The sequence below is a fragment of the Novipirellula caenicola genome, from assembly GCF_039545035.1.
In the GTDB taxonomy this organism is placed as follows: domain Bacteria; phylum Planctomycetota; class Planctomycetia; order Pirellulales; family Pirellulaceae; genus Novipirellula; species Novipirellula caenicola.
Map to the genome: position 1 here is coordinate 256,657 of NZ_BAABRO010000004.1, position 16,355 is coordinate 273,011.

At 55.7% G+C, this 16,355-nt stretch carries 10 protein-coding genes; 5 read left to right on the forward strand and 5 right to left on the reverse strand.

Annotation, left to right across the window (positions count from 1 at the left end):
• Nucleotides 1-22 precede the first annotated feature (22 nt).
• Nucleotides 23-1,339, forward strand: coding sequence for a 3-deoxy-D-manno-octulosonic acid transferase (locus ABEA92_RS10640; RefSeq protein ID WP_345683806.1), 1,317 nt, complete (start codon nucleotides 23-25; stop codon nucleotides 1,337-1,339).
• 123 nt (nucleotides 1,340-1,462) lie between these two features.
• On the opposite strand, the gene ABEA92_RS10645 is transcribed toward ABEA92_RS10640, so the two are convergent.
• On the reverse strand, nucleotides 1,463-2,473 hold the full coding sequence (locus ABEA92_RS10645) for a DUF1559 family PulG-like putative transporter (protein WP_345684034.1): 1,011 nt from the start codon (nucleotides 2,471-2,473) through the stop codon (nucleotides 1,463-1,465).
• A gap of 625 nt (nucleotides 2,474-3,098) precedes the next feature.
• Here ABEA92_RS10645 and ABEA92_RS10650 point away from each other — a divergent pair.
• Entirely contained in the window at nucleotides 3,099-4,157 is a 1,059-nt protein-coding gene (locus ABEA92_RS10650; RefSeq protein ID WP_345683807.1) for a hypothetical protein, read from the forward strand.
• 458 nt (nucleotides 4,158-4,615) lie between these two features.
• Nucleotides 4,616-6,124 carry a hypothetical protein gene (locus tag ABEA92_RS10655; RefSeq protein WP_345683808.1) on the forward strand — a complete coding sequence of 503 codons (1,509 nt, stop codon included), beginning with the start codon at nucleotides 4,616-4,618 and terminating at the stop codon, nucleotides 6,122-6,124.
• A 281-nt stretch (nucleotides 6,125-6,405) separates the two neighbouring features.
• Here ABEA92_RS10655 and ABEA92_RS10660 read toward each other — a convergent pair whose 3' ends face one another.
• Nucleotides 6,406-6,831 carry an FHA domain-containing protein gene (locus tag ABEA92_RS10660; protein ID WP_345683809.1) on the reverse strand — a complete coding sequence of 142 codons (426 nt, stop codon included), beginning with the start codon at nucleotides 6,829-6,831 and terminating at the stop codon, nucleotides 6,406-6,408.
• Nucleotides 6,832-7,131: 300 nt separating this feature from the next.
• Here ABEA92_RS10660 and ABEA92_RS10665 point away from each other — a divergent pair, with 300 nt between their 5' ends.
• Nucleotides 7,132-10,770, forward strand: a complete 3,639-nt coding sequence (locus ABEA92_RS10665) for a hypothetical protein (RefSeq protein ID WP_345683810.1) — start codon at nucleotides 7,132-7,134, stop codon at nucleotides 10,768-10,770.
• 211 nt (nucleotides 10,771-10,981) lie between these two features.
• On the opposite strand, the gene ABEA92_RS10670 is transcribed toward ABEA92_RS10665, so the two are convergent.
• From ABEA92_RS10670 to ABEA92_RS10680, 3 genes are all read right to left on the reverse strand, one after another.
• Nucleotides 10,982-11,908 (reverse strand): ABC transporter ATP-binding protein, encoded by a 927-nt coding sequence (locus ABEA92_RS10670; RefSeq protein WP_345684035.1) that lies wholly within the window; start codon nucleotides 11,906-11,908, stop codon nucleotides 10,982-10,984.
• A 73-nt stretch (nucleotides 11,909-11,981) separates the two neighbouring features.
• Nucleotides 11,982-14,558 carry a hypothetical protein gene (locus ABEA92_RS10675; protein WP_345683811.1) on the reverse strand — a complete coding sequence of 859 codons (2,577 nt, stop codon included), beginning with the start codon at nucleotides 14,556-14,558 and terminating at the stop codon, nucleotides 11,982-11,984.
• Between the two features lie 50 nt (nucleotides 14,559-14,608).
• Complete coding sequence (locus ABEA92_RS10680; RefSeq protein ID WP_040771478.1) at nucleotides 14,609-14,935, reverse strand: DUF6793 family protein; 327 nt, start codon at nucleotides 14,933-14,935, stop codon at nucleotides 14,609-14,611.
• 245 nt (nucleotides 14,936-15,180) lie between these two features.
• Between ABEA92_RS10680 and ABEA92_RS10685 the strand changes: the two genes are divergently transcribed.
• A complete protein-coding gene (locus ABEA92_RS10685; protein ID WP_345683812.1) occupies nucleotides 15,181-16,350 on the forward strand; it encodes a cysteine desulfurase family protein in 1,170 nt (389 codons plus the stop codon).
• The last annotated feature ends 5 nt before the right edge of the window (nucleotides 16,351-16,355 follow it).

The following is a 16,355-nucleotide window of genomic DNA, read 5'->3' on the forward strand; positions in this document are numbered from 1 at the left end:
TGTCCATTCGGAAAGGATTCCGATGTTCGCTAATCTGCTCTACGCCGCCGCGTTGCTACTGCTTTCGCCGGTGATTATCTATCGGATGCTGCGGCATGGTCGCTATCGGCGTGGTGTCCGCGAAAAACTTTGGGGCATCTCCAAGACGCACGCCCAGTCGTTGACCGCAGGCAAGTCCGCGGTTTGGCTGCACGCCGTCAGCGTTGGCGAAGTCAATCTGATTAGCGGACTGGTCAAACGTCTCGAGGCGACCCATCCCGAGCATCAAGTCGTTGTGTCCACGTCGACCGACACCGGATACGACTTGGCTGTGAAGCTGTACGGTGCCGATCGGGTTTTCTTTTGCCCGTTGGATTTCAGCTGGGCCGTATCTCGCACGCTGCGAAATTTGATGCCCGAAATGCTCGTGCTAGCTGAACTGGAACTGTGGCCTAATTTGATCCGCATTGCGACTGACCGCGGTTGTCCGGTGATGGTGGCCAACGCGAGGCTGAGTCAACGCAGTGCAGCGGGATACCAGCGATTTGCCTTCCTGACTCAATCAACGTTTGCCAGACTCGCTTGGGTTGGTGCGCAAAACGAACAGGCGGCTCAGCGGTTTGCGGCATGCGGAACGGCGGCTGAGCGGATCGAGGTGACCGGATCGATCAAATTCGACAATGCGCCGAGTAACCGAGACACCGTCGAAGTCCAATCCCGAATTCAATGGGCAGGCGTCGATCCGTGGAATCGAGTCTGGGTGGTCGGCAGCACCCAACCCGGCGAAGAAATCATGGCGATTAAAATTTTCAAGTCGTTGATTGCCGAGCATCCGGAGTTGCGGTTGGTATTGGTGCCGCGTCACGTCGAACGCTTTGACGCCGTGGCAACGTTGGTGAGCAACGCGGGACTGAATGTCCATCGACGTTCGATCGATCCGTCGCTTGATCAAGCGAGTTGGTCGGCGGGTACCGTGATTCTTGTCGATACGATTGGCGAGCTGCGACATTGGTGGGGCGTCAGCCACATCGCCACCGTCGGCGGCAGCTTTGGTACGCGGGGTGGCCAAAACATGCTTGAACCCGGTGCTTACGGTAGCGCCGTGTCCTTCGGTCCCGACACCAAGAATTTCAAAGAGATCGCCAATCAATTGATTGACGCGGGCGGAGCCGTCCGCGTCGCCGACGCAGCACAGTTGCGTGAATTTGTCGAGCGATGTTTGACGGACATTCCTAGCGCCGATGCATTGGGGCGAGCCGCACGCCGGGTGATCTCAGAGCATCAAGGGGCAACGCAGAGAACAGTCAGTGCACTGCGGCGACAATTGCATCGACCGCAGCAGCAACGACATGCGGCATAGAGCCTGCGATCGAGCGTCGACGTTTGCCGTGATTTTAGGCCGGATCACAGCGGAGTGAAAATCCGGCACGGCGGCAGCGTCAAATTTATGCTCGGCTTTGCGTCCGTTTCTTAAGGTTCGTCGCTAACGTTGTTCTTGGACGACTTCACGTCCATTTCGAGTTCCCAGTGCGTGCCAAATTGTCTTGTCGATGGAATCAGTGACCGACGAGATACTACCGTCCAACTTGGCAGCATTCACTAGCCCGGTGTGATGGCTTCGCGACGTAATCATGGCATAGGTTGGATTGCCGGCGATCCCATCCTTGCCTTCCTGCCATGAATTGAAGTCCATTTCTTCATAGACTTGCCCGCTCTCGATGTACTGCACTTTGCTGTTTGGCGTCATCGTCACGGTGAACCCGGTGTGATGGACTCGGCCGTCAGGCCATTCGGTATGCCCAGTGTTCTTGAATTGGGCACCGCTGGCCACCATGGTCTCGGCTTCGCTTTGATTGGTCGGAATGGTCGTTGAAGCCGGACCACCATTTCGGTTGTAGGGCGTCCACGCTTTCACTTCGGCGGCCAGCAACGTATGACTTGTTCCATCCAAGCAATCACGGAAACTCAACAACGAGTTCGGATAGAACATTCCATCTCCGCCTTGGCGATCGGTCGGATTAAAGACAAACCAACGACCGAAGTTGAAACCGTAGGTCGTTGGATACAGCGACGGTCGGTTGTCATCAAACACTCGAACTTCGTCGGCACCTGGGTCACTCGGGCACGCGTAGGTTGGAATTTTCAAACCATCGATTGAAAGCTGGTTGTCCCAAGCCAACGAGAGATCCACCGAATCATAAACGTTACCTTGCTCGAGGTACGGCAGAATGCGACCGTGAACGCCCCATGATCCGTTGTTTCCTGTGCTGGTGACGCTGAGATCCACGATTGCCGAGGGAGGAAATTTTCTGAACGCGCTTTGGTAATTGTGGCAAGCCAGTGCGATTTGCTTGAGATGATTGCTGCATTGCATCCGCCGCGCGGCTTCACGAGCCGCCTGGACCGCCGGAAGCAGCAATCCAACCAACACGCCAATGATTGCGATAACAACAAGAAGTTCAACAAGAGTAAAGGCGGTTCGTTTGGCAAGCATTAACTTCGTTTTCTTGATTCCAAGGTGGCTAATTTGCTGAATGTGATTCATCTGCTTTGGGTGTCGGCATTGGCCGTCGCGGATCGCATTTGCAGAAACTGTGCCAAATGGTCTCGGCTCGTAAACCCAACAGAACTTGCAGTAGGCTAGGATGTCGCGGGTCGAGTGTGACGCATCTTTCAGCACCCCCGGCGTATTTTTCGCCACCGCGCAGACTCCCACGTAAACCAGTGTCCTCCCACCGAACCGAGCAGACTGACGCGATGGTACGAGTAGCCTAAAACGCTAACATCGCAGTCCCGCCCCACCGCCCTCCATCAGGGACAGCGTACTCACTCAGGGACTACTCGGTCAGGGACAGAGCTTTTTGACACGCTCGGGGACCACGCTCGGGGACAGAGCATTACGTAGGGCACACGGGGCCAGTCGGATCGAGGGCACCAACCAATTGGGGACAGAGCTCTATCGATAGGGGTCGACCTTCGTTAGCAGGGGACAGCGTTAGCAGGGGACCGTTAGCAGGGGACAGAGCCCGATCGTTGGGGGTTGACTTTTGATCAGGCCAGGCGAACGATTCATCATTGGCCCTTGGCTCGGTTCCTCCTGACTGACACGGAGGTGTGTGATGGTTCGCCTTGCACGCTCGGAAGTCTTCGATCCCGACGAAATTGCCATCGCTCACACCTGTAGTCGGACCGTACGGCGATGCTTCTTGATGGGCGATGATCCCTTTACCGGGAAAAATTTCGATCATCGCAAAATGTGGATCGAACAGCACTTGATGCACTTCGCCCAAAATTTCAGTGTAGATCTCCTTGGGTATAGTTTGCTATCAAATCATATGCATTTGATTCTACGTACGCGACCAGATGTTGTTGCCACCTGGAGCGACAACGAGGTGGCACGCCGGTGGATGATGATTTGTCCGCATCGGCGAGATGACGATGGACTGCCGCTTCCGCCTACCGAGCCTGAGATCCGCTCGATCGCAGGATGTCCCGTTAAGTGTGCCGAAATTCGCAAACGGCTCAGCAGTGTCAGCTGGTGGATGCGACTACTCTGCCAACGTGTCGCACTGCGAGCGAACCGCGAAGACGAAGAATCGGGCCATTTCTTTCAAGGCCGATTCCATGCCACGCGGATTGTTGACGAGGCCTCGCTGTTGGCGTGTGCGGCCTATGTTGACTTGAATCCGATTCGTGCTGCGATGGCCGAAACGCTCGAGCAGAGCGATCACACCTCGGTACAGCGTCGAATTCAGTCCATAACCGCTAATCGCAGCAATTGCATTCCGGCGGCAAAACGACGAGACAGTTTCTTGACTCCGGTCACGATCGACGAGCGGTCTGGTGAAATTGGCCCATGCGTGAGCAAGTCGGGAAAACGCTGCAGCGACAAAGGCTTTCTGCCGATGTCGCTCAAAGATTACCTGGAAATGCTCGACTGGACGGCACGCCAAATCGCCCCCGGTAAAAGCGGCCGGACGCCCGCGGACACACCGCCGGTGCTCAAGCGATTGGGTTTGGACGGCACGACATGGTGTGAACTGGTCAGCGACTTTGGCCGGTTGTTTTGCACGGTCGCGGGACGCCCCGAGTGTGTCGATCCGCTGCGAAGCCTCCGCACCCACCGCCGCTATCATTTGCGGCGACGAGCGAGAGAGCTGCTCGCTCGCACGGATTAGCTTGCGAGCGTCACTTCTTTTTGACTGCGGAGCATGGCGAAGAGTCGCCGATAAGAGAACTGCGCAGCCGCCGCCGAAAAACATGCGAATTTCGGCTGAAACCCTTGCGTATTTTCGCAGTTTCCGCCTTGTCGAGGTCGAAACCGAGCCGCATTTCCACTGTTAGCCCGCTCACGTGAATTGGTTCCGCCCCCAAAACAGGCTCTGTCCCTGTTTTGAGAGGGGGCGGGTGGTCAGGCAATGTGCTCTGTCCCTTCACGGGAATGGCGGCCTGTCTAATGCTCTGTCCCTGTTGAAGCGGGGCTGGTTGGAGGGCGGCTTCTTGCATGCTGTTGGGCCAATCGCTCCGCAGAAGACTCGATCCATTTAGATGATTGCTTTGCGGTCCTGTGCTTTAGGTTGTGTACCGGTGAAGTCGCTACAATCGTAGGCAACACTCGCTTACCGGAGATCATCAAATGTCAATGCTACAGCGGCGGACCTTTTTAGCTTCTACAGCGGCCGGCCTGGGACTTGGCAGCTTGCTGCAATCGCTTGGCCCGCTTAAGGCTGCCGATGTCACGATCGACCGCGGCATCGCTCAGTTTTCCAATGACATTGAACCACTGGTGCGTTTCCTCGAAGAAACGCCTCAGCAATCAATCATCGAAGCGACGGCAAAACGTGTCAAAGCGGGACTTAGCTATCGCGAATTGCTTGCCGCCTTGCTGCTGGCCGGCGTGCGAAACGTCGAACCGCGTCCCTCGGTGGGCTTTAAATTCCACGCGGTGCTGGTCGTTAACTCGGCGCACTTGGCCAGCATCAGCGGTCCTGACGAAGATCGTTGGTTGCCAATTTTTTGGGCGATCGACAATTTTAAAAGCTCGCAAGCGCGTGACGTTCGCGAAGGCAATTGGACGATGCCAGCCGTCGAGGAGACGGCACTGCCGAACGCCACCCAAGCTGAAAACGCACTTCGCACTGCGTTGGAAATGTGGGACGAACCGGCCGCCGACGCCGCCATCACGGCGTTGGTCCGGCACCAGGGCGCCAATCGAGTGTTCGAGGTGCTGAGCCACTACGCGGCGCGTGATTTCCGCAGCATCGGACACAAAGTCATCTATCTGTCCAACGCCTTTCGCACGTTGCAAACGATCGGATGGGAGTATGCGGAACCGGTGATGCGAAGTCTTGTCTACGCGATGCTCAATCACAACGGTGAACCCAATCCATCGACAAATGACTTGGAAGCCGACCGTCCAGGCCGTCACAATCGTGTCCTGGCGGAGAACATCTCGACGTCCCTTGCCGGAGGAAGGATCGATGACATTGCCACGCGAGACTTGGTGCGGTCGCTCCATGATTGCTCACCGATCGAGGCAAGCGAAATGGTTGCTGAACTGCTTGAGAAAAACATCGCCGTCCAATCGATCTGGAACGGTTTGTTTGCCGCGGCGGGTGAATTGTTGATGCGTCAGCGTGGAATCGTTTCACTGCACTCGGTTACCACCACCAACGCGATCCACCACGCGTTCTCCGCTGCAGCAGATAACCAGACACGCAAAGTACTGTTGCTACAGAACGCGTCGTTTTTACCCATGTTTCGTGACGCGGCTGCAGGTCGCGGCACGCTGAGCGACATTCACATTGACGAACTTACTGCAGATGCCACCGACGATCGATCCGCCACGGTGGCCGACGTGTTCGAGACGATGGGCAAAAGTCGAAAAGAGGCGTCGCTGCGGATGTACCAACTGCTGTCCGCAGGCGGCAATCCCCAAGATGTGGTGGATCATGCGAGACGGTTGGTGTTCTTGAAAGGCAATGATTCGCACGATTACAAATTCAGCTCGGCGGCTCTCGAGGATTACCGTGTTCTTTCGCCACCATGGCGCAACCGTTTCCTCGCCGCATCGACCTATCAATTATGCAGCCCTGCCGAAACAACCCGGCCATTGGTCCAGCGGATCCAAAGTGCGATCGGTTAAACCGGCACACGCTTGACATGTAACGTATAAGACGAACCTCTTGACGGCTTGTTGATTTAATGAAGTTTCCTGCGGCAATTGGTGTATGATGGACTTTCTAGTCCGTCAATGGCGTATTCGACGGACTAGGAAGTCCATCGTACGACTAAAACAACAAGCCGCCCGCGACTTCCGCTACACTAATCTTACACACACTCAAAAAGAAAAATCGCTCACAGCGATACTTGCCCGGGTGTGAACGTCGTTCGCATTCTCGAGCAAGCATCTCTTCCCAGACGGCATCACCCCAGCACGCGGCGCCACCACGGCTTGGCCTCGGCCGGAGCATCAAGCTGGTACACCGGCAACGGACGCGTTCGATCCACATTGCCTTCGCTTGGATAACCCTGTGACTCCGCAAGTTCATCGGGCGACGAAAATTGAATCTCTAGTTCCAACGCCCCAATTTGCACCACTTGGTTTGGCATCAAAACACATTGTTGGACACGATTGTCATTGACATAGATCCCATTGGTCGACCCCAAGTCCTTGATCACCAAGGCTTCGTCACCATTGAGCGTAAATTGGCAATGTTGCCGACTGATCGAATGATGGTTAATGCAAAGATTGGAATCAGGATCGCGTCCCAACAACACTGGCGGCTTGAACGTCCAACTACGACGATGTAGCCCAGGCACCTCGTTTTTAAGCACAAGCTTATAGATCATGATTTGTACCGTCGACTTCGAAAAGAAAAGAAAGCGTCAGGGTTTTCGTCGGTACCGCGGGCAGCCGAATCAATTTGATTCAGCCACTTTCAACTTCCGCCAAGAGGGGCACCGGATGTCTCCATTCTAGTATTTGCATGGCAGCTTTCGTACCAAACGTGGCCCTGTTCCGATGATTTAGTGGGCAAAAGTCACTGAAACGCGAACCAAAAAACTCATCTTGGGCTTTCGGGGCCGTTGCCGTTACACTGTGGTCCGGATCTTCTCTTCTTCGTTACGAATGGCGGCAAGGATGTGCCTGTGACCACCGACGATTATTTGCTCGATCAACTCGAGCGAACGCAGCAGGAACAAACGCATCGTCGACGCGAAAATCGCAGCCGACGGCAGCGGTATTACCTGCTCGGCGGATTGATGTTCGTGGGCTTCTTGATGCTTGCCGCCCCGAGTCTGGTCAGCCATTCGCCGGTTGGCAGGTCGATGGTGGCCCGCGCCGCTGCGGAATACGGATTTGATGCCAGCGCCCAGGAGGTTCGTGTCGGCTGGGTCACACCGCTACGCATTACGGGGTTGTCGATCGAGGGACGTGAAGCGGGCAGCAAATTAAGGGTCGAGCAGCTCGACACGGAACTGACCGTCATGGACTTGGTCGGCACTCCAAAACGTGATCTCGGCTCTATCCTGGTGCGTGGAGTCGACATCCAGTGTGATGTTCGCGATGGCCAAAGCAGTGTCGAAGCGGACCTGCAAACCCTATTGGAACAACCTACCAGCGACGGACCTGCGACCACCGCGATGGTCGACATCAGCGACGCGACCTTGACCGTGAAAGACGCAACCACCGGCGAGACTTGGCGATTATCCCAAGCGAGTACGAAACTCGAACTACGAAACGACTCACTGCAAAGTCGTTTCACGGGCGTCTTGGCCGAACCTCGAGGCAGCCAGGGTTCGTTACAAGGAGCGGTCGAATTTGCTTATGCTTCGCTCGACCAACCCCACACAGCCTCACCTTGGAACATTGACCTAACCTGTGATTCGCTGCCGCTATCGGTGGTCGGTTTGGTCCGTCGACGCTTGAGTGCGTATGCAGATCAGATTCCCGCTCAGTTGGTAGGCGATGCCACAGGCAATCTAAAGATTCATGGCAGTCGTGATGGATCGGTCGATGCGGACGTGACCCAATTCCAAGTTCGCAATCTCGAGGCAGCCAATTTACAACAAGACGCCCGCCGATGGACCAACAAGCTTGCGATGCTCGATGGCCGCTTGACGCTGCGAAACGAACGCGTGATTGGGCAAGGATTGGTGGCGACGACCGATTTTGCCTCCTTGAAACTTGATGGTGCCTTTTCAACTTCGATCACCTTGGTCGGCGCGAGCGACAATCCGGTGCGTTGGCTTGATGCACTCGAAGGGACCGCAAGCGCCGAAGTCGACTTGGCGGCGCTGGATCATGCGTTGCCCGGAGTGTTACCGATCCGCAGCGATGCCGAATTGGTTTCCGGACGAGCCTTGGCCACAATCGAATCGTTGCCATCAAGTGACGCTCGACGACGACGTTTAAGTCTTCGAAGCGATGCGTTGCGAGCGCGGTCGCGTGGCCAAGCCGTGGTCATCGACCCGGTCGAAATGACCGCGATCGTGTCAAGCAACCTCGACCGCATCCAGGCCGAAGAGTTCAAATTGACAAGTTCCTTTGCTGCGGCCAGCGGACGAGGCAACTTGCAAAGTGGAGCAACCGATATCGAAGTCGACTTTGGACGTTTGGCCAACATGCTGCGTCCGATCGTGGATTTGTCCAGTTCCTCGTTAGCAGGATCCGCCCGCGGCAACATCCAGTGGAATGCGTCCGGTGACGATCAATGGCGTTTGACCGGCAATGCCGACGCCAAGGATTTGTTGATCGAATTACCAGGCGGCAATCGGCTGCGTCACCCGGCGGTGAACATGAAAGTGGACGCCGTGGGCCAGTGGCAGGCAGGCCAAATTGAATCGTTGTCGGTGGCAAACGCGACCCTATCAAGCAGCGGACTGAATTTGCGAGCGGAACTGGTTCAAGGGATCCAACACCCCGATGCGAACACTCGATTTCCGCTGCGTATCCAGGGCGACGGGCGTCTGGAAGCTCTGGCCGACACGCTTGGTCCGTGGCTTCCAGCCGAACTGCATGATTTCGACGGCGGCTTCACCATGAATGCACGTGCGGACATCTCGTCTTCGGGTGGTCGTTTGACCGGAACCACGATCGAATTGACTCAACCTCGAGTGGCTTACGCCGACCGCTACTTCAGCCAACCGGAAATCAAACTGCATTTCAGTGGCGACTATGACTGGACCAATTCGTCGCTCGATTGCCGATCATTGACCGTTGTGGGTAACGCTGTTTCGGCGGCCATCGAAGGAGAGTGGAGTGCCGAGCGGACCGATCTCGAAATCGCTTGGCAAGCGAAGCTAGAACGCATCCAAGGCAGCATGAAAACGCGAATCGCAAACCGTGTCATCCCTGCCATCAGCCAAGTCGGGTACCGCCCCGGGCAAAACGTCCAGACCGATGAATGGCTGGTGATGGGGGACTGTGACGGTCGTTTCATTGTCACCAGTCAAAAAAATCGCTACGCCGTCCAAACCGAGCTAAACGGCAAGGGCTTCGCCGTCATACAACCGGCTCAAGCAAGTGCGGCATCGCAATTGGTTGGCCCCATTCGCACGACATCGAGGGCGATCCCAACGAATTCAAACGCAACCGGTTTGGGCGGTTTGAATTCGGGGTCGCGAGTGGTGTGGGCTGAACCCAACGTAAAAGTCAACGGCACGATTCACGTCGATCCAAGCAGCGGCGGCGTGGTGACCGATTCGCTGAAGCTGTCTAGCGATTGGTTCGCGACCAGTTTAACCGGTCATGCGGTTTGGAACGACTCGCTCGGAGACGTTGCAATCAAAGGCCCCGCGCGAATCAAAATGACCGAAGTCGCCAAACGTCTGAGCGAACTTGCGGGAATGCAGATTCAATTGCAAGGAGTCCAAGAGACGCCGATTGAAATCGCAGTTAAGCGTCAAGCCGACGAACACATTGCAATCAACGTCTTGGCTAACCTTGGCTGGGAAGCTGGCGAAGTCGCCGGAGTTCAGTTTGGCCCGTCCAACATTCCGGTGCGATTGACCGAAACAAGCGTTTTCGTTTCCCCCGCGTCGATCCCAGTCGATCAAGGCCGGCTGAATATCGCCGGCGATGTGCATTATCGGCCTGGGCCGCTGTGGATGCGAATCGAACCCGGCCGGATTGCGGATTCGATCCGATTGACGCCCGACATGACCGATCGTTGGCTCAAGTATTTGGCGCCGCTGGCGGCCAATACGACTCGCATCGATGGAACGCTAAGTGCTGAGATCGACGAAGCCATTGTGGTCATTGATCGGCCGGAACAAAGCCGTGTGGTCGGACGATTGAACATCGATTCGATCGATATGAACTCGGGCCCGATGGCCAATCAAATCATCAGTGGGATCAAACAACTCCGCTCGCTCGCATCGATCGGACAACCACAAAACGCGGTGAATCCAGAGACAACGTTGATTCGCGTGCCTGCACAAACCGTCGACTTTACGGTCGATCGAGGCGTAGTCAGCCACCAACGGATGTTCTTTGAAGTGGACCGAGCCCAAGTGGTCACTAGCGGAAACGTCTCGTTTAACGGCAATCTGAATCTGATCGCCCAAGTCCCCTTGGATGCGCGTTGGTTGGGTAGCAATCTTCAAGGCTTGGCCGGGCAACCCGTCACCCTGCCGATCAATGGTACGTTCTCGCGTCCTACGCTCGATTCGTCGGGAGTACGAAAGGTGGTGACAGAGTTGGGGGTGCAAGCAGTCCAAGATTCCGCCGAAAACTATCTACAAAAGCAGCTTGGCCGTGGTATCGACAAGATCTTTGGTCGCTAAGACCGATTGTCGCTGATCGCTCTCGCGATCAATACGGAATGATCACGAGGACGTCGATTCAACTACTTTGGTAGCGTAACTCGTCAAGAGTCTCGGTCATTCCAGAAAACGAAAGTCTTGACGGCTTCCGTTACAACCATGTGCGTCATGTTTAAAACGACGCTCCGAAAGATCAGCGACAATCACGTTATGATCGCGGAGCGATCAACGACTATGTGACCAGGCCTTTGGTCACGGTCATGAAGACATCTTCGAGCGTGGGATCGCGATCGTTAAACGAACGCATTCGCACGCCCGCACGGATCAATTCGTCCAACAGGTTTGCCAAGCCCTCATCATCGGTTTCCAGCTCGGCAATCACGCGAGTGGGCTCTTGCTCGAGCGACCGCAGTGCCGGACTGCTTCTTAGGATGGAAAGTCCTGCTTCCAAGCCTGTTAAAAAGTCAATTTCGACAATTCGATTGCGACGGATTTGCCGGTACACGCTGCCGATCGGACCGCTCATCAGCAATTGGCCTCGTTCGATAATGCCGATCGACGTGCAGCAATCCGCCAGCTCGGTCAGAATATGGCTGCTGATCAAAATCGTCTTGCCCATCTTACGCAGCTCTTTCAGCAACGCTTTGACTTCGATTCGCGCACGTGGATCAAGTCCCGAGGCAGGCTCATCCAAAATCAACACGGGTGGGTCGTGCACCAGCGTCTTGGCTAGACACAAACGCTGTTTCATCCCTCGTGACAAGCCGTTGACGAAATCGTTGCGTTTGTGGCCGAGATCCAATAGCTCCAACACGTTATCAATGATCTGCTTTCGCTCGGTTCGACCGATACGATACGCCACGGCAAAGAAGTCCAAAAACTCCCACACACGCATGCCGTCATAGACACCAAAGTTATCGGGCATGTAGCCGATCGACTGCCGCACGCCGACGGGATCCGCCATCACATCACAACCGGCGACCGATCCGCTGCCACGACTCGCACGCAGCAATGTCGCCAGGAATCGAATCGTGGTGCTTTTCCCTGCCCCGTTGGGACCAATAAAACCAAACGTTTCCCCCGCCGCGATCTCGAGATCGATGCTCTGGACGGCAGTGAAATCGCCATAGTCTTTTCCAAATCCTTTGAGCGTGATCATCAGGTTTCCTGGGGCCAAACGGTGGGCGGTGAACATTCAGTGTTGTCGTGCGGCACGACAAACACGAGCCAAACTAACTCTCGGACTCATCCTCTTCAACTTCCTCGTCATCTTCATCTTCGCTTTGCGATTCCGAGTCCGAGCCCGAGTCCGCTGGATCGGTCAACGATTTCTGAAAATCGACTACCAAATTGACGTCCGACTTGGGCTCGGGCGACGGTGGGAAACGAAGATTGGCGAGCACCACCGTCTGTGCGGTGTGCTGTTTTGCCTGAGGCGTGACGGTCATTCCGGGCAGCGATTCTTCGATGCGTCCGACCAATCGCGACGAGTTCGGTGGGATCGATTTGTCAGCAAGGAATGCGTTCATCACGTGGGATATCTGAAGCGGCAGATCGGCGGACACATTCACCTCGGCATCATCGCGAAACCGCAGTTTGTTTTTCGAACCTGCCGCACAGAGCCCCACGACAGCAAGCCTGATTTGATTTTCCGCCGATTTGACTGCCACAAAAGAATCGAGCAAATCGTATTCGGTCTCGTTCACTAACGTTTCGCCGTCGAGATAGATGCCGCCGCCGAGGTCGATGATCTGTTCGGCGCGAACCATCTGCGTTTGGTTACTGCCCACAGCGACTCCGGACAACCTCGGCCCCTCTTCGAAATCCGTTTGGAATCGAAGCGGTTCATCGACCGAGTTCGTTTGTGATTGAGCGATCGAATTTGCAACCGCATCGACGGTACTGAATTGCATGTCATACGTGCTGGACAACGAATTGTAGATGGCGATGACACGAGCAAGGTGACCGCGTTGATACCCGGGCTGGGTTTCTAGAATGGCCAGTTCGGTTTGACTGCGTGCGAATCCAATATCAAGTTGTGCCGAACGCGCAACCCAAACCGCACCCGCAATGGCAATCACCGGTACGGTCAACCAAGCGTATTCCAGTTTGCCAAACAGACGAAAGACGAGATAGTTCAGCGGCACCAACGCGAGCAAGTAAATTCCTAGCGAGCGGACCACCAACGACGATGGCGGGATCACGATTCCCGATTCGTTTCGCAGAATCGCCTTGGTCAAATTGACCGCGTCGCTGGCGTTGTTCCATCCGCCGATTCCCATGACCGGATCGACACGGGTCCATCGGTCGCGAGACAACCCATCGTTGGCCGGCCTTTTTTTCGAGTGTGCCTTGTTGGCCTCGCCGTTGGCGTTGTCTGCTTCAGGAGTTGGCGTGGCTGGCGATGCCGCAATCGACTTGGCCGCCGAGTCGGTTGTCGCGAGCATGGTGGTGGATTTCGCATCAGTGCGTTTAGCCTCTGAGCGATTAGCGTCTGGGCTTTTGGCGTCAGTGCTTGTAGCAGCGTGTGGGGTGTAATCGAGCAACGCATCGCGAGTGGCGATACGAAACGTCGTATTCATCGTGGGGTCGGCGTCGTACCGCTCGAAATCGGCGTATTGATGTTTCAGCAACAAATCTGTATCGATCTCGACGAACTCACGTCGTGGACGCTGTAGGATCACGGCGTTAAAGAAACTGTTGTAGGAATCCCAGTTCGAAATCCAATCGCTCATCAGATCAAACCGGGACTGCACGACGCGGCCGCGTCCGACTCGGCGATGCAGGATCAGCTTCCCGGTCCCGGCGACATCTTCGGCGTCATCAGCAAGATTTCCATCGACGGCAACTCGGGCGGTTTCGCTCTGCAACAGCGCCGTTTGTGCTTCCGTCGATCGATCGCTCTTGACGGCCCATTGCTGAAGCAACTCCGTCGCGGATTCCGGGGCAAGTTCGATGTTGCCACGCGGGTACAGCGGCAACAGATCAACAAGCGACGAGTCCGCGATTGCCTCCGAGCCGTCTGCACCATTGACGATCAATTGCCCGCCAAAATGAACCCAATCTGCAATCGCAGTGCTTTGTCCCGGAGTCAACGCATCGGCCGAGATATCGTCCCACAGCACCACCGCGGTGCTGGTCCAATCGAGCATCGTTTCCGCGATCGGCAACACTTCGTCGGTGTCGGGGATCACGATTCGATAGTTCGCCGCCTTGCTTGCGAATTCTGCCTCGGAGCGATACGGACGCTGCCAATCGGCGCCGATCAACTTTGCGAATCGTTCGGGACGATTCGTCAAAATGATAAAGAAATACTCTTCCTGCGAAAGGAATTGGAACAAGTCGGGCTGCGAATCATACACCAGCCCGCGGCCGCCTGAAAACAATTGGCTTGAAAGGAAGATGTTTTTGGAATCACCCTGCGGCAACGGAGCGAGGTTTCGATAATCAAATCGTCGCTGTTGCCCCTTGGGTAACACGATCGGGCGAACGTTGACCAGTGCGGTGCGAGCCGCTTGCGTATCAGGACTCGATGATTTACCTAATCTTGCCCGGCTTTCCAATTGTCCGCGGACGTCCTCGCGATTGCTTTTGAGTATTTCCGAGGCCGAGAACCAATGGCCTGGTTTGATCCCGCCGCCGATTGGAGTTCGATCGGCCGGAAACGCTTGGGCGGGCAACGAGGTGAAGTCGGGCAGTGCCGCCTTTTTCTTCTCTTCTTCTTCGTCGTTTGGGGTGGAACGACATCCATCACAGCCCACGATCAGCGTGCTACACAGCAGGGCCAACAAGAGTGAAAAACGCGGCATGTAAAAATCTGGCAGGCGAAGGAGAGGAAATGCAACACGGTCCGATGGAACTACCAACCCATGACCATATTGGATTCAATCGCCTTCCGCGCGTGTTCCAGATCGCTACCAGTTTCCATCCGATACAGACGAATCGCATTGACTTTGTCCCCCGAGGAACGGCTCAAACATTCGCGAGCCACTGCACATGGGCTCAGATCGGGGCTGGTTAGCCCAAGCACCCCTTTGCTAATCACCCACGTGTCACGAGGCCGCTTGGTCAACCGGGCAATTTCGTCATAGGGATAGGCGTCTGCAACCACGGACCGAGCCGCCTTTTCATCTTCGGCCCATGTGATGATGATGTGAGAGTTGGTTTCAACCTCGAATAGCGGCATGGGTACAAGTCCTTCGGAGAGAGGGGCAGCGCGTAAATCGGCAAGGGGATCAGTCGGCAGCGAATCTTCGGCCACGAATCGCTAGTGCATGATACCGACGACGCGAATCGCTGGAAAGTTTTTGACGGTGGTTTTCGCTGGTTTTATCGGTTTCCTTCGCACAGTACAGGTGGGTCTGCAAAACCAACTAGCCCGCTACAATGGATTCAAGTGCCGATACGCCTCTTTTTTTTCGAACGCGACCGATGATTTATCTTGACAACCACGCCACCACGAGATGCGATCCACGGGTCGTCGAGGCGATGTTGCCATGGTTGTCCGAGGATTTTGGGAACCCTAGCAGTGTATCTCATGAAATGGGACGCAGCGCCGCGGCGGCCGTCCAACAATCCGCAGCCACGATCGCGGCGACGTTGAATGTCCCCTCCGATTCGGTGGTCTTCACCAGCGGTGCGACCGAAAGCAATAATTTAGCCATCCGCGGTGTTTGTCTGCATCCTCGCCAAAAAAAGCGTCATTTCGTCACCGTGTCCTCCGAGCACCGCGCCGTGTTGGATGTGGGAGATGATCTGCAGCGTGACGGGTTTCGCGTGACGCGAGTCCCCGTGATCAGCAATGGCGACGATGCAGCTGGAATCGTCGATCTAGACCAACTCGCCGAAGCAATCGATGACGACACCGCACTGGTTTCGGTGATGTGGGCCAACAACGAAATCGGCTCGATCGCTCCGATGAAAACCATTGCCGATCTTTGCCATTCTCGCGGCGTGCTGCTGCACAGCGACGCGACGCAGGCAGTAGGCCGAATCCCGGTCGACATGCTCGATGCCGATGTGGATTTGCTGAGTGCATCGGCTCACAAGTTTTATGGCCCCAAGGGCAGCGGTTTACTGGTGGTCGGCAACGGCAATCGCCGAGTACGATTGAAACCGCAAATCGTTGGCGGCGGACAGCAGCAGGAACGACGCAGCGGCACGCTCAACACGGCTGGAATTGTAGCGATGGCGACGGCACTAAAATTGGCCGTCGACGAGATGCAAAGCCAATCCGAGCAGATCCGGCACATGCGAAACAAGCTATGCCAGTTGCTGTGCGATGGGATCGACGGCATCCAAATCAATGGCATTCCACTGGATTCACCTAACCGCTTGGTGGGCAATTTAAATTTGCAACTTGAATTGATCGAAGGCGAGGCTTGGATGGCCGCAACGCCATCGGTCGCATTCAGCAGCGGATCGGCATGTAGCAGCGTCGATGCAAAACCAAGCCACGTACTGACCGCAACCGGGCTGAGTGAATCCGAGGCACGACGAAGTGTTCGCTTTGGAATCGGTCGGTTCAATACCGAGCAACAGATCGAGCAGGCGGCAGTGTGGTTGATCGAATCACACGCCAAACTGCGTCGCATGTCCTAGTTGCC